The sequence below is a fragment of the Chitinophaga silvisoli genome, from assembly GCF_003412465.1.
Taxonomy (GTDB): Bacteria; Bacteroidota; Bacteroidia; order Chitinophagales; family Chitinophagaceae; genus Chitinophaga; species Chitinophaga silvisoli.
This window is the reverse complement of record NZ_QTJV01000007.1, coordinates 318,228-336,489: the sequence shown is the minus strand read 5'-3', so window position 1 is coordinate 336,489 and position 18,262 is coordinate 318,228. Positions and strand designations below refer to the sequence as shown.

Sequence of the window (18,262 nt, the reverse complement as noted above, 5' to 3'; positions counted from 1 at the left end):
TTAAAAATTTACACTTGCAGTAATACGGTAATAACGGCCCGGCATGGGATAGTTATATATGACATCGTAGTACTGGTTGAAGATATTATTAATTTCCCCGTTTATTTTCAGCTGACTGATATGCCATGACAAAGACAGGTCATGTGTATACCAGGGCTCAATATAATATTCGGGAATATTGACACTGCCATAATAACGTGATCCTACATAGACAAAGTTATAATTGAGGTCCCAGGCCTTCCAGGAGAGGTTGGTCGTAAAGGATCCGCTGTGCAGCGGTACGTACACAATCTGCTGGTCATTATTGTCCGTCGCCCGCTGGTAAGTGTATTTAAGCGAGAAGTTTGTGCCTATCTCTTTGAAAAATCGCGGTGAGGTCTGCACGCCTGCATCTATACCATAGATATTGACCAATCCGATGTTTTGCATTTGCCAGCGAAAGAGTTTTCCCGGCACGGCAACGATTTTATCGGTAACCCTACTGTAATATGCATCTGCCTGAATGGCAAAGTACTGCCACCAGCCAGCGGAGGTCCTGGTATAACTGGCTCCTGCATCATATTGTTTGCTATACTCAGGTTTGAGTGTAGGATTGCCGGTGGTGGTATAATAGAGGTCATTGAATGTCGGCATGCGAAAGATTTCCTTGTAGAAGGCCCGGATCCGCAATGCAGGATTGGCCAGGGGTTGCCAGGAGGCAATGACTGCAGGGGTATATGCCCTGCGGTTGCCACCACTGGTATAAAGTTTTGTGCTTTCGTTGATAATGCTCGCAAGCAGGCTTCCCTGTAGGTCCAGTTTCTGAAAATGCAGTTGTGTAGCGCCTGCCACCAGTGTTGTGATCCTGGTAGGAATACTGAAGTGATCGAGGTTCACGGCTGTCATCTGGTTGACCTGAAAATCGGCGGACAGGGCTACATCCCACCAGTCCTTAATGCGGTATTGGTTGGCTGAGGACAGGTAATATTCATGCTGGCGGAAGCGGTTGATCAGTGGGCCGGTAGTGGTGACGATACTTGTATCCAGGTAGCGAACATAATCCAGCATATACTTGGCATTCAGCTGCATGTTGTATTTGCCGAAGCTTTTATTATAGCCACCCTGGATAAATGCATTCCGGTCCCATTGTCTTTGTCCATTCTCGAAATGGCCTTTTACTATAGGGCCGGGGAGGCCACGATCAGCATTATAATAATATCCCTGTACATGCCAGTTGCTGCTATCCCGGCCATTGCCGTAGACAGCTGCTTCCACGCGCCAGGCATCGATGTCTCCATTTTTGCGAACGGCGGTAGTATCATAATCGTTGTAGCGATACCTGAATTTGTATTGTCCGTCAGCATGTGTCCATTCTGAACTGACAACGGCTGATATGCATGAGCTGAGCTTCTTTTCTATTCTTAGCGATGGGTTGATCAATCCAAAGCTACCGGTCTTAAAGCCTGCTTTACCGTGTAAGGTAGCTGCATCGTGAAAGACAGGTTTTTTGGATTGGAGATAGATAGATGCGGCGGAAGCAAATCCTTTTGCGGGCTGGAAGATGACACCTTTCTGTGCATTGTAGAGGTCTATCTGTTCAATATTGTCAAGAGAAAAGCGACCCAGGTCCACGGTGCCGTTTTGTGCATTGCTGAGTTGAATGCCGTCATAAAATACCCCCAGCTGGTTAGTCCCCATACTGTGTACGTTCAGGGTTTTGAGGCCACCTACGCCACCATAGTCTTTAATCTGCACACCTGAAAAAAAGCGGGCGGCATCAGCTACGGAGAGACTGTTCATTTTTTCCAGTGCCTTGCCGCTGAGAGTTTGAACGGGTGTGATGGCACCTGGTTTAGCAGAGAAGATGGTGATGGTCTGTAAGGTATGGGTAGTATCTTTTTGCTGTGCCTCTAAGTTGAGGCACAGCAAAAAGAAGCATATTATGAAACTTGTTTCCTTCATATTAATGGAACACTACCATGGCCGGATATAAGAAGCCGGTATAGTTCAAAGTATTTTTTAAAGAAGCGTCTGCAGCGCTGTAAGTATAAAGGGTGTTGTCAGGATCACTGCCCCATACGCTGGTGTTCGCTGTTAAAACGAGTGTATTTTTTGCAGGATCGTAGTTAATACCTTTACCATAAAAGTAATGATCAGCAGGCAGGCTAATAAAGGCAGTGCCCAGGGAACTGTTATTGCCGGATACATAGCGGTACACTTTCTGGTCATCGCTCAGTATATATATGGCATTCTCCTGTGTGGAAGCTACGATAGAACTGCTGGTAAATACGAATTCATTATAGCGTACATTGAAGCTGGTGGAGATGGTATCTACTTTGAGTGTAGATGGATCGATTTTCAGCAGCGCATTTTTTTGCGCAGCGTATACATAGCCATCTTTGCCCTGTGCAAAACCTGCAATGGCGGTACCTAAATTCTTTGCTACACTGTAGTCGCTTGTCCTGAGGGCCACGATACCATCATTGGCGGTGAGAGCAAATACATAGTTGCCGGATTTCAGCAGATCGCTGACGGAGCCGGATACTCCGCTGATCCTGCTACCCAGCGCCAGTGAAGACAGGGTGACAGGATAGATGCCATCGTCTGTACTAAGCAGGCCGCTGGTGTTGTCGATGCCTATGAAAGCATGGCCATTGGCCGGCAGACTTGTATTCCTGGCGCTTTCTTTCAGGGAATATTCGTCGGCTGCTACCAGTGGGCCACCGTAATTGGTGACGAGGTACAGTTTGCCATTATAAATAGTACCATACTCCAGTGTGGTGGTGGTAGTAGCCAGCGGGCTGGAAGGATTTATATCAATGTAATTATCCTGTGTAAGGGTATCCGCATTATAGCTGCGGAAGCTCAGGTCTCCGGCTTTGACAGAGTAGTTACCTTCGTTTACGATAAAGTAGCCATTGTCATAGGGGCCCTTGGAAATAATCGTAGTATTTTCATCTTTGCTACATGAAGCCAGGAAGAATACGGCGGATGCTAATAAAAGTGCGTGTAGTTTTCTGTGCATGCTGTTTTAATATTGAAATAGTTGTAAGATTCCTTCCGGAATAGATCATTCAGCATGGCGAGCATGATTTCCTTATAACCCGAAGCTTTTCACCCGAAAGCGCTGAATGGATCTATGCAATCTGGCAGGTCTTCTGGCTCCCTGATTTTCCGGCGGCCTTCCCATCCATGGTGGACAGTGGCAATGAGTAGAACCGGAAATATTACTCAGGTTACAGCTACGGGGATAGCTCCGGTTTTGCACCGGATTCCCTTTTAAGCCTATCACATGATAAGCACCAAATGCGGCACAAACCTACATCAAGGGGGTGGAATAACCAAATTGAAACGATTTTTCGCCTATCTTGCCGCAAATTTTAAAAAATCCATTTTGTTGAGACAACTTTTCCTGTTTGTAGTCCTGCTTTGTAGCATTATCCATAGCTATGGCCAGGGCAACCTGAGTAAGACTGTTTCCGTCTCTATGACCCGTCAGCCTATACATGCTGTACTGGATGCAATAGAACACCAGGGCGATTTTCATTTTTCCTATGTACGTGAGATGGTACATGCTGATAGTCTTGTGTCGGTACATGTCAGCCATAAAACAGTGAAGCAGGTCCTGGACCAGTTGTTTCAGGGAAGCATGTCTTATAAGGATGCGGGGAACCAATTGTTGCTGCAGCCTAACAGGGAGAAGTATTTCTTTGTGAGCGGACATATTACGGATGGTGCTACTGGTCAGCCCCTGCATAATGCGAGTGTGTACGAAGGTGTACAGCTTATTTCGGCCATGACGAATGATCAGGGGTATTACAGGTTGCGACTGCGGGAGCGGGATAAGGATCGGCCTATCCCGGTGATGCTGACAGTGAGTAAGGAATTGTATAAGGATACGATTATGATGGTGACGGGTGGGTATGACCAGGAGATCAGTGTGAGTATAAAACCGGCGGCACCAATCACTTTGGGGATAGTGGATGTGAACCAGTATTCCAGGGTGAGTGAGTCCTGGTTTGGCAAGGTGTTCCTCACATCGAAGCAGCGGTACCAGTCACTGAACCTGAGTAAGTTCTTTGCAGATCAGCCTTACCAGACTTCTTTGTTACCCGGGTTGGGCACACATGGCAAGTTGAGTAGCCAGGTGGTGAATAAAGTTTCTTTGAATTTTATCGGGGGCTATACAGCGGGTTTGAACGGGGTGGAGATTTCAGGTGCTTTTAATATCGACCAGAAGGATGTGAAGTATGCCCAGTTTGCCTCCCTGTTCAATGTGGTGGGGGGCAAAATGGAGGGTGTACAGCTGAGTGGTTTGCACAACCAGGTGATGGATTCTGTAAAGGGATTGCAGGCTTCGGGGTTTAGTAATATGACAGCGAAGGGATACAAGGGGGTGCAACTGGCCGGGATCTTTAATGTATCGACGGGTGAGACACGGGGTGTAGGTGCGGCCGGGGTGTTCAATGTGTACTGGAAGGATCATTATGGTGTGATGGCGGCAGGGATTGGTAATATGACCAGGGCTAAGGAGAATGGGGTACAGGCAGCCGGTGTGTTTAACGTGGGCGTGCGGGAGAATGGAGTGCAGGCAGCAGGTGTGTTCAATGCGGCTGATACGGCTAGTGGGGTCCAGGTAGCGGGTGTGCTGAATATTGCCCGTGTGCTGAAAGGTGTGCAGGTGGGTGTAGTGAATTATGCAGATTCTTCGGATGGGTATAGTATAGGGGTGGTGAGTATTGTGCGGAGAGGATATCACCAGCTGTTGGTATATAATACGGAGTTGTTGCCGCTGAACCTGGCTTTTAAATCGGGGAATAAAAAGCTGTACAGCCTGATCCTGGCCGGGGCTAATTTTGCGGAGGGATCCCGGGCGTATAGTTTTGGGTATGGCATAGGTAAATCGTTTAAGGATTATAGTGTAGAGGTATCCGAGCAGAATCTTTACCTGGGGAGTTGGGAGACGATGGGAACGCTGGCGCGGTTGCAGATGGCGTGGAATAAGGAGTTAAGCAGGCATACGCGGATTTTTGCCGGGCCGGCACTGACGCTTTATTTTAGTAACAATGAGCCGGGTGTGGAGGGGTATAAGACGAGGGTACCGGGTCCATACGGGGCATTCAGGTTTAATGATAATATGAAGTTTTGGTTCGGGTGGCATATTGGGTTTAGTTTCTTCTAAAAGTAATCTGACTATTAAGGATTCCATAAGCCCTTATTTTGTCCTTAGAATTCCGTAAATTTGCCCCTTCTTTTTCAAAAAAATTAAACACTGGTAAATGTCAAAAGTCAAAGTAGGTTTTGTGCAAATGAGTTGTACGGCCAATAAGGCGGAAAACCTTGCCAAAGCAATTGAGCAGGTAAAGATTGCCGCTGCCAAAGGTGCACAGATCGTTTGTTTACAGGAGCTGTTTACTTCCCTGTATTTTTGTGATGAAGAGAATTATGACAATTTCTCTCTCGCCGAGCCTATTCCTGGTCCTTCCACAGATGCCCTGCAACAGGTAGCTGGCGAACTGGGTGTTGTGATCATAGCCTCCCTCTTTGAAAAGCGGACAGCAGGTTTGTACCACAACACTACTGCTGTGCTGGATGCTGACGGCTCTTACCTTGGCAAATACCGTAAAATGCACATCCCGGATGATCCGGCTTACTACGAAAAATTCTATTTCACGCCTGGTGACTTAGGCTATAAAGTTTTCAAAACGAAATTCGCGACTATTGGTGTACTTATCTGCTGGGATCAGTGGTATCCTGAAGCAGCACGTATTACGGCACTTATGGGTGCTGAAATCCTGTTCTACCCTACCGCTATTGGCTGGGCGACTTCCCAGGATGAAGCAACCAATGTGGAACAGTACAATGCCTGGCAGACTATTCAGCGTAGCCATGCCGTAGCCAACGGTATTCACGTGGTAAGTGTGAACCGTACCGGTTTTGAGCAGGAAGGCCGCATGAAGTTCTGGGGTGGTTCCTTTATCAGCAATCCTTTTGGTACTGTTATCTACCAGGCTTCTCATGAAGAAGAGGAAATCCATGTGGAAGAGCTGGATCTGTCTGTTACCGACAGATACCGTACGCACTGGCCTTTCATGCGCGATAGGAGAATCGACTCTTACGGCAACATCACTAAAAGATTTATCGACGAAGCATAATGAACGGACAAGCAACGCTGAAACAGCAGGGATACTTCTTCCCTGCCGAATTCCATCCGCATGTAGCTACATGGCTGAGCTGGCCGCATAAAGAAGCCAGCTGGCCGGGCAAGATTGATGCTATTTATCCTTATTACAGCCAGTTTGTGAAGTACCTGGCGATGAGTGAGCTGGTACGCATCAACGTGGCAGACGAAGTCATGAAAGCCGCTGCTGTTGCACATTTGCAAAAAGCAGGCGTACAAATGGACAAAGTGGAATTCTTCCTGCATCCTACCAACGATGCGTGGTGTCGTGACCATGGTCCTGCTTTCCTGATCAATCCAACTGCTGCAGAAAAGAAGGTGATCGTAGACTGGGGCTATAATGCCTGGGGTGGTAAATATCCTCCTTTTGACAAGGATGATGTGATTCCTACCCTGATCGCAAATCACTTTAAACTGCCGGTATTCCATCCTGGTATAGTGATGGAAGGTGGTTCTGTAGAATTCAATGGTGCAGGTACGGTGCTGACATCCACCTGTTGCCTGATGAACGAAAACAGGAACCCTCACCTGAGCCAGGCACAGATAGAGACATATTTACAGGATTATTATGGTGTAGACCAGGTGCTGTGGGTTGCAGAAGGGATTATTGGCGATGATACGGATGGTCATATTGACGATACTGTTCGCTTCGTAAACGAGGATACTGTACTGACTGTGGTGGAAAGCAACAGGCAGGATGAAAACTATGAATTGCTGCAGGGTAACCTGGAACAATTAAAGCAGATGCGCCTGCTGAATGGCAAACAGCTGAATGTAGTGGAGTTGCCAATGCCGGATGCGGTAGTGTATGAAGACCAGCGGTTGCCGGCTTCTTATGCGAATTTCTATATCAGTAACAAGCATGTAATTGTGCCTACTTACCGTTGTGCACAGGATGATAAGGCGCTACAGATTATCCAGGAGTGCTTTAAAACCCGTGAGGTAGTGGGTATTGATTCGACTGAGATTATCTGGGGACTGGGTAGTTTTCACTGCCTGAGTCAGCAGGAACCGCTGGTATAAATATCAATAAAAATTATATCAAAAAGGCGCTGTTGCCCTCGCAACAGCGCCTTTTTTAAGCAGAAACACATCCCTGAATTCCGTTATATGATGCCCTTGTAATGTCATCTTATTGTTAAAAATCCCTGGCGACCGCTACTGGCTTGATTCTTCTAAAACTGCACCGCTGTTGCATATGCCCTGATTGTTGCAATCGTCCCGTTCGGAGTCCTACTCTCCTCTTCACATTTCTTTTACATTTTCAGTCTTACCTTTGCCTTGTCCTATTATTCCAGATTATTATCCTTATTAAAGAACCTAACCAATTCCTTAGATGAAGAAACCTGTTATTAAAAAAATTACACAGTTCACCTTTGCCGCCGGAGTTTTTGCAGTCACAACATTTGGAGTACTACCATCTACCGGTCATAGAGCAAGTAACGTTATCGCGATTAACAAATCTTCAGTAAGCAGTAAAGCGATGTTGTATGATACGCTCGCATTGGAGTCAATGGGGTTATCCCGCACTGCTTTTAACTATGCCATCCAGGGGATGGAGAAACTGGAGTCTGAAGGAAAATTAGCCAACACTGACCTGATTACGATTGTGGATTTCAGCCTGCCTTCGAGTAAGAAGCGCTTGTTCGTAATTGACCTTAAAAATGGGAAAGTACTGTTCAATACACTTGTATCACATGGTCGGAATTCCGGAACGGATGTAGCCACTGCCTTCTCTAACAGCCCGGAGAGCTTCAAGAGTAGCCTGGGTTTTTATGTAACGGGCGATACTTATAGGGGGGAACATGGTTACAGTCTGCGTTTGGCTGGCCAGGAACAGGGCATTAATGACAATGCGATGAGTCGTGGTATTGTAATGCACAGTGCGGCGTATGTGAATGAGAAGTTAGCGGCGTTGCAGGGTTATATCGGGCGTAGCCTGGGTTGTCCGGCTATTCCTGAAAAGGTGCACAGGGCAATTATTGAGATGATTAAAGACGGATCTTGTCTTTTCTTATATAGTCCTGATAAGTATTATATGGCGCATTCGAGAATTTTGGAGTCATTGCCGGTGGATACGACGATTGCGTAAACGGCTGATTTTAGATTCCGGTATTCGGGATTGAAATTTTCAGTAGGCATGAGTTTCAAGGATATCGGCAAGGAGATTATTGAATTTTACGTGAAGGTATTTCAATCGCCTCAACATCCATTTCACTATAAAGTCAGATGTCCGTTCTTCATCCACCCTGGCCCCTCTTCATTACACACTTCGGCGCTCAATGACACATTATCACGCAACAGACACATCAGAAGGTTAACAGATGCGCAGGAGTATGAAAAGGGCCAGGGGGATGTACGGAGTTTTTTAACGTGCGTCAGTAAATAATTTCGCAGCCATTGTTCGGTCGTGGTCATAGATGTCTTCCACCACATGCAGCTGACCGTCTGCGCCTACCCAGGTAGTATAGTAAGTAATCATAACGGGTACCGGGTTCTTCACTCTGACGTACTTTTCTTTTCCACTGTTCATTGCACTATCAATCTTTTCTGCTGTCCATTCCGGCTGATCATGCAGCAGGTAATTGGCCATTTTAACGGGATCAGACAGTCTTATACAGCCATGGCTATACGCGCGCTGATCCTTGTTGAATAATTCCTTTTGATTCGTATCGTGGAAATATATATTGAAGCTGTTGGGAAAAAGGAATTTCACCCTGCCCAATGGATTTTCTTTTCCAGGCACCTGTCTGATCACCGGTACACCATTTCTCTCACCGGTCACTTCCATATGATGACTTGCCAGGTAATTTTTGTTTCTGCTCATAGCAGGCAATACTTCTTCTTTGATAATACTGCGTGGCAGGTTCCAGTAAGGACTGAAAACGACCTGGTTCAGATCACCGCTAAAGCTGGTGGTACTTTTACCTTCCTTACCTACTACTACAGCCATATCGAAATCTTTATTCTTACCATCCCAGGCATGCAGCATGAATTCAGGGATGTTCACCATGATCAGCCTACCTTCCGGAACAGGCGGGATCCAGCGCATACGCTCCATGTTGATCAGTATTTTCTCAACTATGGTGATAGCCGGTACATTCATTTCACGTACAAGGGTATCCGTGATGATCCCTTTTGGTGTGTGACCATGGGTTGCTTCAAACTTGTTGACAGCAGCTTCCAGTGCATCGTCGAATACGCCGGTGGTATCCTGTCCGTCCAGTTCTCCGCTTGCCTGCAATCGATGTTTGATTGCTGCAATGACTGGACTGTTATCACCTTTTTTATACTTTTTCTTTTTATCAACAGGAATGCTATCCCAGTTACCTTTCTTAGCGATAGCAGTATATTTTTCCAGTTCTTTTGTCAGATCACCATATACATTTTTGATGTCGGTGGAGTGATAACCTTTACCGGAAATCACAGCATCCGCCATTTTCAGGATGTCACTTTTTTGCATGGGTACGTAGTGTTCCATTACTTTTACAGCATCCTTATCATCTTTATGTGCGTCCAGGAAATAGTTAATGAAGCGCTGGGTCAGCTGCAGTTCTGTCTTCACGATATTTGCATCGGTGGCAGAGATAGCTGAATCCTGTTCATTGCTCATGAGGGCATTGAGACGATATTCAAGGGCTTTGTTGTTCTCGCTGGTGTCTACACTATAATCGTACAGGCTGCGAAACCCGTAAGCCTGTTCGTTCAGGCCAGCAGTATCGAACCAGGCATATTCAAAGTTGCGTGCATTGTAAAAACTGCGCAACCTGTTCGCGAGATTGCTATCCAGTTTCTGGTTAGCGATGAACTTCTCTACATCTTTGGTTTCAAGGAAAAGACCATTGTACGCGTTTGCCGGGGTTACTTCATTATTCCTGGGGGTAACAGGTATATCATTGTGCGTGGCAGCATTGTCGCCGCCTGTATTTTTTTTGTCTGTACCTGATTTACAACCTGCGATCAGGGAGATCGCGAAAGCCGAAATTATCAATGCTTTTTTCATACTTGGGATAAGTGCAAAACCTGTGCCTGTGTCCGGGACCGATATTCACGGCCCCGGAACAGTCCCTGATGAAAATAATTTTCCGCAGATTGGGTATTAATTCCCATAAAGCAGGTCCACACTCTCCTTTGCATAGCCTGCGCCGGCGGTCATACCCTTCCCCCCTATTCCTGTGCGGATATGGATTTGCGGTGTCAGGTCATGCTCGAAAATATTATTTTCGTTGTGTTGTGCATAGTAGCCATTCCAACAGGCGGCGATTTGTCGTCCCTTTATATTAATTATATGTGAAGCTTCTTCGAGGATCAGTTCATTAATGTAGTGATTGGTGTGAAAACCAAGATCGTCTGACTGATGGATGGGCGCATATTCATGGCTGTCGCCGATGATGATGCTATTGTCCGTCGCCTGTTTAAAGAGGATGTGAATACCCCATTTTTTCAGCTCCTCATAGTGATGGGGCGTTTTTATTTTATTAAATGAAGGGCAATAGGTAGCAAAGCTTTCATAGCGGCGAATGGTGAGTCCTGTGAGGATATTACCTTTGAGCTGCAATTCCGGCATCGGGATGGTGCGGAGCATCTGGAGTTTGCTCACTACCTGTCCGCTGTTAGAAAAGACATCAGGATATAAAAGTTTTCCTTCATGGCCACAGCAGATGATGACTTTATTTGCCTGGAATTGCTGGTTGACAGTGACAGCACCATTGGTTTCTTTGATAGAACTGACAGGCGTGTAATATATAATCTGCAGCTTGTTGTATGTCTCTTTCATATACGCATGCAGGCGGTGAATCATCTTATCCGGCTCCACGCTGATTTCTTGAGGAAAGAAGAGTGCTTCCCTGGCATATCCCGGTTTGATAGCAGGGTAACGTTGCTGCACCTCCGTAGCGGAAAGCAATTGTGCCTGATACCCGATATGATCATAGTGGGCTTTGAGCTCATGAACCAGTAATTGCTCATCCTCATCAGAGGCAATGTATACACTCCCATTATGCCTGACGGAAATATCACCTTTTGCCTGGATGGATTTGTAGAGGGCCAAGCCTGTGAGGCCATAGCCAAACCATTTATCAGCAAGACCGGAGGGTACGACCTGGCCGAAATTGCGTACGGTTGCGCCGAGGGGGTAATTATCCCTTTCCAGTATTAATACTTTCAATCCTTTTTCCAGGGCGTGCCAGGCATGTGCGGTACCGAGGATGCCGCCGCCGATAATAATGAGATCAAATTGTTGCATAAAAATATTGTTACCATGGCAGGGAATAAGTCTTGGTGAAACTAAAGGTTTTCATCGCTTCAGTGACACCTTCTTTAATACCCAGTCCTGAGTCTTTAATACCTCCGAAAGGAGAATGTTCAATCCGGTAGCCGGGCACTTCGTTGATATTCACGGTACCGGCTTTGATATGTTTGATGGCGTACATGGCATGCTCCAGGTTGTTGGTCACCAACCCTGAAGATAATCCATAGGCCGTGCTGTTGGCAACGGATACGGCATCTTCCAGGTGAGTGACAGCCATTATGGGTGCCAGTGGTCCGAAGGCTTCCTGAACGACCATTTCTGCATGCCGGGGTACCTGGGTAAGGATGGCTGGTTGCAACAATGCGCCCTGACGTGCGCCACCCTGTACGAGGTTTGCCCCTTGAGCGACGGCCTTTTCAATGAGTCGTTCCAAATGAATGGCGGCCGCTTCATCGATCACAGTGCCAACTATGGTAGCAGGATCCGCAGGATTGCCGCAGGTATAGGTCTTTGTTTTTTCAATGAAGCGGCTTACGAATTCATTGTGGATGCTTTCCTGTACCAGGATGCGTTTTACAGCTGTGCAGCGCTGTCCGGAGTTTCTGAAAGCACCTTCGGCGGCGAGTGTAACCGCTAATTCCAATTCAGCATCTTCCAGAATGATCAGGGGATCATTGCCACCCAGTTCCAGGATGACTTTTTTATAGCCTGCGGTCTGCGCGATGCGCTTACCGACACTTACGCTACCCGTAAAGGAGACTACTGCTACCCTGGGATCGGCGACGAGTACTTCGGCTACTTCGTGGGTAGGTCCCAGCAATACACTCAGCATATGCGGGGGCAGCCCCGCTTCGTAAAGCAATTCTACGAAACGGATGGCGGTGAGCGGTGTTTTTTCAGAGGGCTTCAGGATCACCGGTGTACCGGCTGCCAATGCCGGTGCTACTTTATGTGCAACCTGGTTCAGGGGGTGGTTGAATGGGGTAATCGCCACCGCCAGGGATACAGGTTCCTGAACGGTATAGATCTTCCTGGTTTTACCCTGGGGAGAGACATCGCAGGACAGGACCTGGCCGGGTTCCTGGAGGCCAGCGATGGCGGCGAACATGAGCACATCCATGGCTCTTCCGGTTTCGTACATGGCCTCCCTGATACTAAGACCCGATTCCGCGCTTATTAGCGCCGCAAATTCCCCCTTTCTCTCCCCCAGGAGAGTTTGTGCCTTATTTAAGACCTGATAGCGCTCAAAATGGCTCATAAGCGCATTTGGTGCTAAGGCTGCTGCGATGGCAGCCAGGGTATCTTCTTTTTTTACCGTGGAAAGGGTTCCGACTATCCGCCTGTCGTATGGGCTGCGGATGGTAAGAAGCTCTTCGCCCCGTATCATTTTGCCAGCTGCATAGCAATGCAGGGATAAGTTATTGTCCTGTTCCATTAATTGTAAAATCAAAGACATCAAAATTGCGGGCATCACCTGCCGCTTTTCGCATATAGATTGCATTCAGGGGGTGAGAAATGAGCAGTGGCACCATTTCTTCATAACGCCCGCCATGAGACCGGAGGCCGCTATCCAGTGCAGAGAGGTCGTGGTGGGCAGGTGTACGACCCAGCACTACATTGCGTGCGGAGAGTACGACCAGGTCACCTGTACGGTCAGCGGGTTGTTCGAGCAAACGTACGGCCGTGTCCCGGTCATAAACTTCGGTAATGCCGGGTTGTGCCAGTAACCAGCGGCCTATTTCTGCCGCCCGGGATGCATCTTTCAGGTGTACGACTACATATGAGCCTAATGCACCGTGATGTTTTACATAAGGGTCAGTGATGGGGCAGATAACGCGGCTGCCTTTCCCGAATTGTTCATCCAGCAGTGTTTCTACATACATGACGTTCGGACTGCCATCAGGCAATTGTTTGGCATTCATGCCATGATCGGCTGTAGCACCTACGATGGCTCCTGCTGCAAGGAGCTGACCCAGTTCATGATCGATGGCAGCGTAGAAATCTAAAGACTCCGGTGCCTCCGGAGCATAGGTGTGCTGCATGAAATCTGTCAGTGACAGGTACAGGAAATCGGCTCTGCCTGCGCGGAGCAGGGCGTTGCCAGCCCGGAGTACGAACAGGCTGGCATCTGCACTGTAGATGGCGGGAGCGGGTTGACCTGTCAATTGTTCTACATCATCGATGCCATGGGTGGCTATAGTTGCTGTTGCTGCTTTCTCTGCTGAAAACGCAATGCCTTGCATATTATGAGACAGGATGTCGCGCAGTTTCTCTTTCGCTGTTACGACTGCTACTTTACGGCCTGCATTTGCGGCAGCTGCCAGCAGGGTTTCTGCCCGCAGGTAAGAAGCTGCGTTCATCATCACCTCCTGGTCCAGTGCTGCATCGTAAAAGAAGTTGCCACAGATGCCATGGACTGCAGGTGCCACCCCCGTTACAATCGAGGAATTGTTTACGTTCGTAAAAGAAGGTAAGGCCCCTCTTACCATGCCTCTATAGCCTTGCTGAATCATTTTCTTCAGGTGGGGCATGCGGTCAAAAGCCAGTGAGGCATCCAGGTATTCATCGGCCGAGCCATCCAGGCAGATCACCACGATAGGTGCTGCTGGTGGCTGATAGGTAATGCCATTCGCAGTAAAGGATAAGGTAGATATAGACATGTGATTAATTTTGCGGTTCGTTAAATCCTGCAAAAGCGCTCCTTACAGGGCGGCCTATCCAGGCATAAGGTTGTTTCGCATGCAGGGCAAAAGCAATGGTGGCAGCCAGGTCGTAGGTGTACACGGGTTGTTTGATTTCGTATCCGGCTTTCACGTCTTTGCCTGAGAAGATCATGGCAATTTCTGCTTCTTCGGGCGTAGCGCCTCCGTGACTTTTGCCTTTGCCGCCATGGTCGGCAGTAATGATCACCAGTGTATTTGCAGGGATGTTTTCCATGATACGGTCGATGAGTGAATCGGTTTTGGCTACTGCCTGGTAATATAAAGGCGAGCCATGGCCATATTCATGGCCGGCATGGTCCACATGATCGAAGTGTACGAATGCAAAGAGTGGTTGTGCCGTGCGGATGTATTGAATGAAATCGGTAGCTGTTGAATCTTCTGTATTGAAATGGCGGTCGTGGTTCACAGCATTCTTTTCAAAGAGGCGGCCGAAATCATCCCAGTGGTAGACTGCGCCGATACCGGCTTTGGGAAATTGCTGGTGTAGCACACCGAAGATGGTAGGGAAAATCCCCTCTTCATTGGTCACTATCGGTGGAAGGGTATGTTTGTCGCGTTGCCAGTCGTTGTCGGTAATGCCATGTTGTTCCGGACCGGCACCCATGATCATACTTGCCCAATTCGGACTACTACTGCTGGGCAGTACGGTTCTTACATTCCACTTTACGGCACCCTGTGCTATGAGCCTGTGCATGACGGGGGTATTGGCATTTTTGATGCCATCGGGACTCATGCCATCTACGCCGATGATGATGACATGTTCAATGCCTTTGGGTAATTTCTCCTGTGCTTTCAGGAAGGCCGGTAAAATTAAAATACAGCCCGTGAGGAACTTTTTCATATAGCGCTGATGATGATGTCTAAAGCGTGGTCTATTTCTTCTTTGGTGGTAATCAATGGCGGGTATAGCGACAATACCCTGCCGCTGGATACTTTGAAACTCAGGCCCTGCTCCAGGCAGCGGTACAATACCTGCTCTGCATTGTCCGCTTCAATTGCCCAGAGCATGCCTTTGCCCCGTGATGGTAAGTTTTTCAGCCGGCTGCCTATATGGTTTTCCATTTCTTTCACATGGTCCAGTATTTTATATTCTTCCATATAGTCCAGTGCTGCCAGCGCAGCGGTGGCACCCAGGGGATTTTTTTCGTGGGTATAGTGACCCAGTGAAATATGTGCTGCTCTGTTGTATTCTTCTTTGCAGAGCATGGCTGCCATTGGTATCAAACCGGCACCTAAGCCTTTTCCCAGTACAAGGATATCGGGTACGATCCCGTATTGCTGGAAGGCGTAGAGAGAACCTGTACGACCCATACAAATGGGAATTTCATCGAGGATGAGGAGCACGCCGTGTTTTGTACAGATTTCCCTGAGACGTTTCCAGTATTGTATGGTTGGAATAATGACATCTGTGCTACGGATTGTTTCAGCTATCAATGCACCGATATCTCCTTCTTTTTCTATCACATATTCTATATAGTCAGCGTAGGCCATTTCATCTTTCCAGATGCCCCGTTTGGGATCCGGTGGTGGTACGTGGATACTGCCGGTGAGCAGCGGGCCGAGATCCTGGTGGAACTGGTATTCGCCACCAACGGAGATACTATCCAGGGAGGCACCATGGAAGGAGTCGTACATTGAAATAGTCTTGTATTTCCCGGTTACCACGCGGGCCAGTTTCAGGGCCATGCCGATGGCGGAGGTACCTCCCGGCGCAAATAATACCCTGCTTAAGTCTCCAGTGGTCAATCTTTCGGCCAGCTGTATAGCCGGCACATTGGTAAACCTTCTGGGAGAAAAAGCAAGGGTATCCATCTGCGCTTTCACCCTGTCCGTGATGTATTTATTCCGGTAACCCAGCTGATGAACGCTGTTACCGTGGAAGTCCATATACTGTTTTCCCTGCTGGTTGATGATATATATACCTGTTGCCGCTGACAGTACATCCATACAGGGGGTGGAAAGCGATTGGTGCAGGAATACGTTTGCATCTGCATTCAATAGCGCGGTGGTAGTAGTATCTGTCTGCCGGCTTATCCATTGCTGCCGGTTTTCGGAGCTATTAATATCTCCTTCTTTTGCTGAGAATTGCTCTTCCATACCGGACAAATATCTAAAAGAAATAGTTTAGTGTAGCTTAACAAATTGTTAAGTAATAGTAAAACAAAGGTAGCTTGTTAAATTTACTAATACTAAACAAATTTGGGGAGAAAGATTTAATTTTTAATTAACCATGGCTTAACCTTCCCACAACTTTTGTAAAATATATTTACAAATATTAAACTTTCTCACCTATGCATCGCTTACTCAAAAATGCCTCCGGCCCCTGGTTTAGTATCTGGTGCCTGATCGCTTCTTTTGGCACCTATTTCTGTATGTATGCGTTTCGTAAACCGATGTCCACGGGTTTGTATGCTGAGTATACTTTATTTGGGATGGGATATAAAGCGATCCTTATTATTTCGCAGGTGCTTGGTTATATGACATCAAAATTCATCGGGATTAAAGTCATTTCTGAGCTCCGCCCCGCCAGCAGGGTCAAACTTATTATCGGGTTGGTGGGATTTTCTGCTATTGCCTTATTATTCTTTGGCCTTGTGCCTTATCCATATAATTTCATCTTCCTGTTTTTTAACGGGCTGCCGCTTGGGATGATCTGGGGTGTTGTCTTCAGCTTTTTGGAAGGCCGTAAGTATACGGAAGTGCTTTCGATTGGTCTTAGCATCAGTATTATTGCGGCCAGTGGTATTTTAAAAACCACTTACCTCGAAGTGCATAGTTTGTTCCCCCGGATTTCTGAATTCTGGTTACCCTTTACGATTGGTGCTATTGCGTTTCCACTTTTTTGCTTTTTTGTGTGGATGCTTTCCGTCATCCCCGCTCCTTCTGCATCAGATAAGCTGTTGCGTGCTGAAAGGCCGCCAATGACACAGGCCGACAAGGCAAATGTATTGCGGCAATATGGTCCTGGCATCGTTTGTATTATGATTGTATATTGTATGCTGGCAACCATGCGTGATTTCAGGGATAATTTTTCTGTAGAGATCTGGAATGAACTGGATGCGCACTGGAGTAAGACAGTCCTGGCGCAGACGGAGGTTTTCTGTAGCATTTTCGTGCTCATTGCTGTGGGTGCGCTCAGTTTAATTAAGAATAATGAGAAGGCTTTTCATGCCACAATGGGTCTGATTATCGCGGGGGTGGCTATGGGAGGCATCAGCACCTTATTATTTCATCTCCACCTGATTGCTGCTTATTACTGGATGCTTTGGCTGGGCATTGGGCTTTTCCTGGCATATGTGCCCGTCCAGGTCGCCTTGTTTGAGCGGATGATTGCATTGTTTCAGATCCGGGCCAATGCGGGTTATTTTGTGTACCTGTGCGATGCCTTAGGCTACCTCGGCAGTGTGGGAATCCTGTTCTATAAGGAGTTTTTCGCAAAGACTGTAAAATGGTCGGATACTATGGCCCAGTTTAGTTGTGTGATGACTATAGGTGGAGGGGTACTCCTGTTTACCTGCGTGGTATTTTTTAAAAAACTGTTGTTAGATAAAAAAGTAGGCTACCAGAATTAGGGCTGTATCCTCGCCGATATTTGCAGGACGGTGACCCTGCCTGCCATCAAAAAAGATAGAATCGCCGGCGTATAAAGTGTGCTTCTCGTTGTTGATCAGGTACTCCACGGTGCCTTGTACAATGTATTTATATTCATAGGCCTCTGTCCTGACCATATTACTTCTTTTCGCGCCGGGTTTCAGTTCCAGCATTACTATATCTACAGGGAAATTTTTTAGGTTGCGGGTCATAATCCGCTTGTATTTGAACCCTTTTGTCTTTTCCTTTTCAAATTCATAGTATTCCTCACTCCGCTTTACGATTACCTGGGATGCCGTAGATTGTTGTTCGATGCCTTTAAAAAATTCATTCAGGTCCAGATCCAGCGAGGTGATAATATTCATTAATACCAGCAGGGATGGAATGGTACGGTTATTCTCGATCTGTGAAATTAAACCTTTGCTCACTTCGGCCTTGCTGGCTAGTTCCTGTACGGTGATTCCTTTAGCTTTACGAATCTCTTTAATCTTGTTTCCGATTTGTATCAGTATATCTTCCTGCATAATATAAGATAAG

General features: G+C 47.1%; 14 protein-coding genes and 1 riboswitch. Of the genes, 5 read left to right on the top strand and 9 right to left on the bottom strand.

From position 1 onward, the window contains the following. The gene (locus DXN04_RS20110) at positions 1-1,908 is read right to left on the bottom strand and encodes a TonB-dependent receptor plug domain-containing protein (protein WP_233525642.1); all 1,908 of its coding nucleotides are present in this window, start codon (positions 1,906-1,908) and stop codon (positions 1-3) included. 34 nt (positions 1,909-1,942) lie between these two features. Then, a complete protein-coding gene (locus DXN04_RS20105; RefSeq protein ID WP_116855181.1) occupies positions 1,943-3,004 on the bottom strand; it encodes a DUF5074 domain-containing protein in 1,062 nt (353 codons plus the stop codon). 106 nt (positions 3,005-3,110) lie between these two features. After that, a riboswitch (cobalamin riboswitch) is annotated at positions 3,111-3,301 on the bottom strand. Between the two features lie 72 nt (positions 3,302-3,373). On the opposite strand from DXN04_RS20105, the gene DXN04_RS20095 reads away from it, so the two are divergent. The 4 genes from DXN04_RS20095 (at position 3,374) to DXN04_RS20080 (ending at position 8,252) form a co-directional block, all read left to right on the top strand. Next, positions 3,374-5,161 (top strand): peptidase associated/transthyretin-like domain-containing protein, encoded by a 1,788-nt coding sequence (locus DXN04_RS20095; RefSeq protein WP_147320003.1) that lies wholly within the window; start codon positions 3,374-3,376, stop codon positions 5,159-5,161. 97 nt (positions 5,162-5,258) lie between these two features. After that, entirely contained in the window at positions 5,259-6,134 is an 876-nt protein-coding gene (locus tag DXN04_RS20090) for a carbon-nitrogen hydrolase (RefSeq protein ID WP_116855178.1), read from the top strand. Continuing rightward, a complete protein-coding gene (locus DXN04_RS20085) occupies positions 6,134-7,183 on the top strand; it encodes an agmatine deiminase family protein (RefSeq protein WP_116855177.1) in 1,050 nt (349 codons plus the stop codon). The genes DXN04_RS20090 and DXN04_RS20085 overlap by 1 nt, the downstream gene beginning before the upstream one ends. A gap of 313 nt (positions 7,184-7,496) precedes the next feature. Beyond that, positions 7,497-8,252 carry a murein L,D-transpeptidase catalytic domain family protein gene (locus DXN04_RS20080; protein WP_116855176.1) on the top strand — a complete coding sequence of 252 codons (756 nt, stop codon included), beginning with the start codon at positions 7,497-7,499 and terminating at the stop codon, positions 8,250-8,252. Positions 8,253-8,528: 276 nt separating this feature from the next. Here the strand turns inward: DXN04_RS20080 and DXN04_RS20075 are convergent, their stop codons facing one another. From DXN04_RS20075 to pbfA, 6 genes are all read right to left on the bottom strand, one after another. Continuing rightward, on the bottom strand, positions 8,529-10,163 hold the full coding sequence (locus tag DXN04_RS20075) for a L,D-transpeptidase family protein (protein WP_116855175.1): 1,635 nt from the start codon (positions 10,161-10,163) through the stop codon (positions 8,529-8,531). A gap of 96 nt (positions 10,164-10,259) precedes the next feature. Continuing rightward, positions 10,260-11,405, bottom strand: a complete 1,146-nt coding sequence (locus tag DXN04_RS20070) for a TIGR03364 family FAD-dependent oxidoreductase (protein ID WP_199415089.1) — start codon at positions 11,403-11,405, stop codon at positions 10,260-10,262. Between the two features lie 10 nt (positions 11,406-11,415). Beyond that, the gene (locus DXN04_RS20065; protein ID WP_233525641.1) at positions 11,416-12,846 is read right to left on the bottom strand and encodes an aldehyde dehydrogenase family protein; all 1,431 of its coding nucleotides are present in this window, start codon (positions 12,844-12,846) and stop codon (positions 11,416-11,418) included. Continuing rightward, complete coding sequence (gene phnA, locus DXN04_RS20060) at positions 12,830-14,071, bottom strand: phosphonoacetate hydrolase (protein WP_116855172.1); 1,242 nt, start codon at positions 14,069-14,071, stop codon at positions 12,830-12,832. The genes DXN04_RS20065 and phnA overlap by 17 nt, the downstream gene beginning before the upstream one ends. Before the next feature lie 4 nt (positions 14,072-14,075). After that, on the bottom strand, positions 14,076-14,975 hold the full coding sequence (locus DXN04_RS20055) for an alkaline phosphatase family protein (RefSeq protein ID WP_116855171.1): 900 nt from the start codon (positions 14,973-14,975) through the stop codon (positions 14,076-14,078). Further along, positions 14,972-16,231: a (R)-1-hydroxy-2-aminoethylphosphonate ammonia-lyase gene (gene pbfA, locus DXN04_RS20050; RefSeq protein ID WP_116855170.1), complete on the bottom strand. Its 1,260-nt coding sequence runs from the start codon at positions 16,229-16,231 to the stop codon at positions 14,972-14,974. Before pbfA ends, DXN04_RS20055 begins: the two co-directional genes overlap by 4 nt. A 194-nt stretch (positions 16,232-16,425) precedes the next feature. Here pbfA and DXN04_RS20045 point away from each other — a divergent pair, with 194 nt between their 5' ends. Then, a complete protein-coding gene (locus tag DXN04_RS20045) occupies positions 16,426-17,706 on the top strand; it encodes a DUF5690 family protein (protein ID WP_116855169.1) in 1,281 nt (426 codons plus the stop codon). On the opposite strand, the gene DXN04_RS20040 is transcribed toward DXN04_RS20045, so the two are convergent. After that, positions 17,677-18,249 (bottom strand): helix-turn-helix domain-containing protein, encoded by a 573-nt coding sequence (locus tag DXN04_RS20040; protein WP_116855168.1) that lies wholly within the window; start codon positions 18,247-18,249, stop codon positions 17,677-17,679. The genes DXN04_RS20045 and DXN04_RS20040 overlap by 30 nt on opposite strands. Positions 18,250-18,262: the final 13 nt, after the last annotated feature.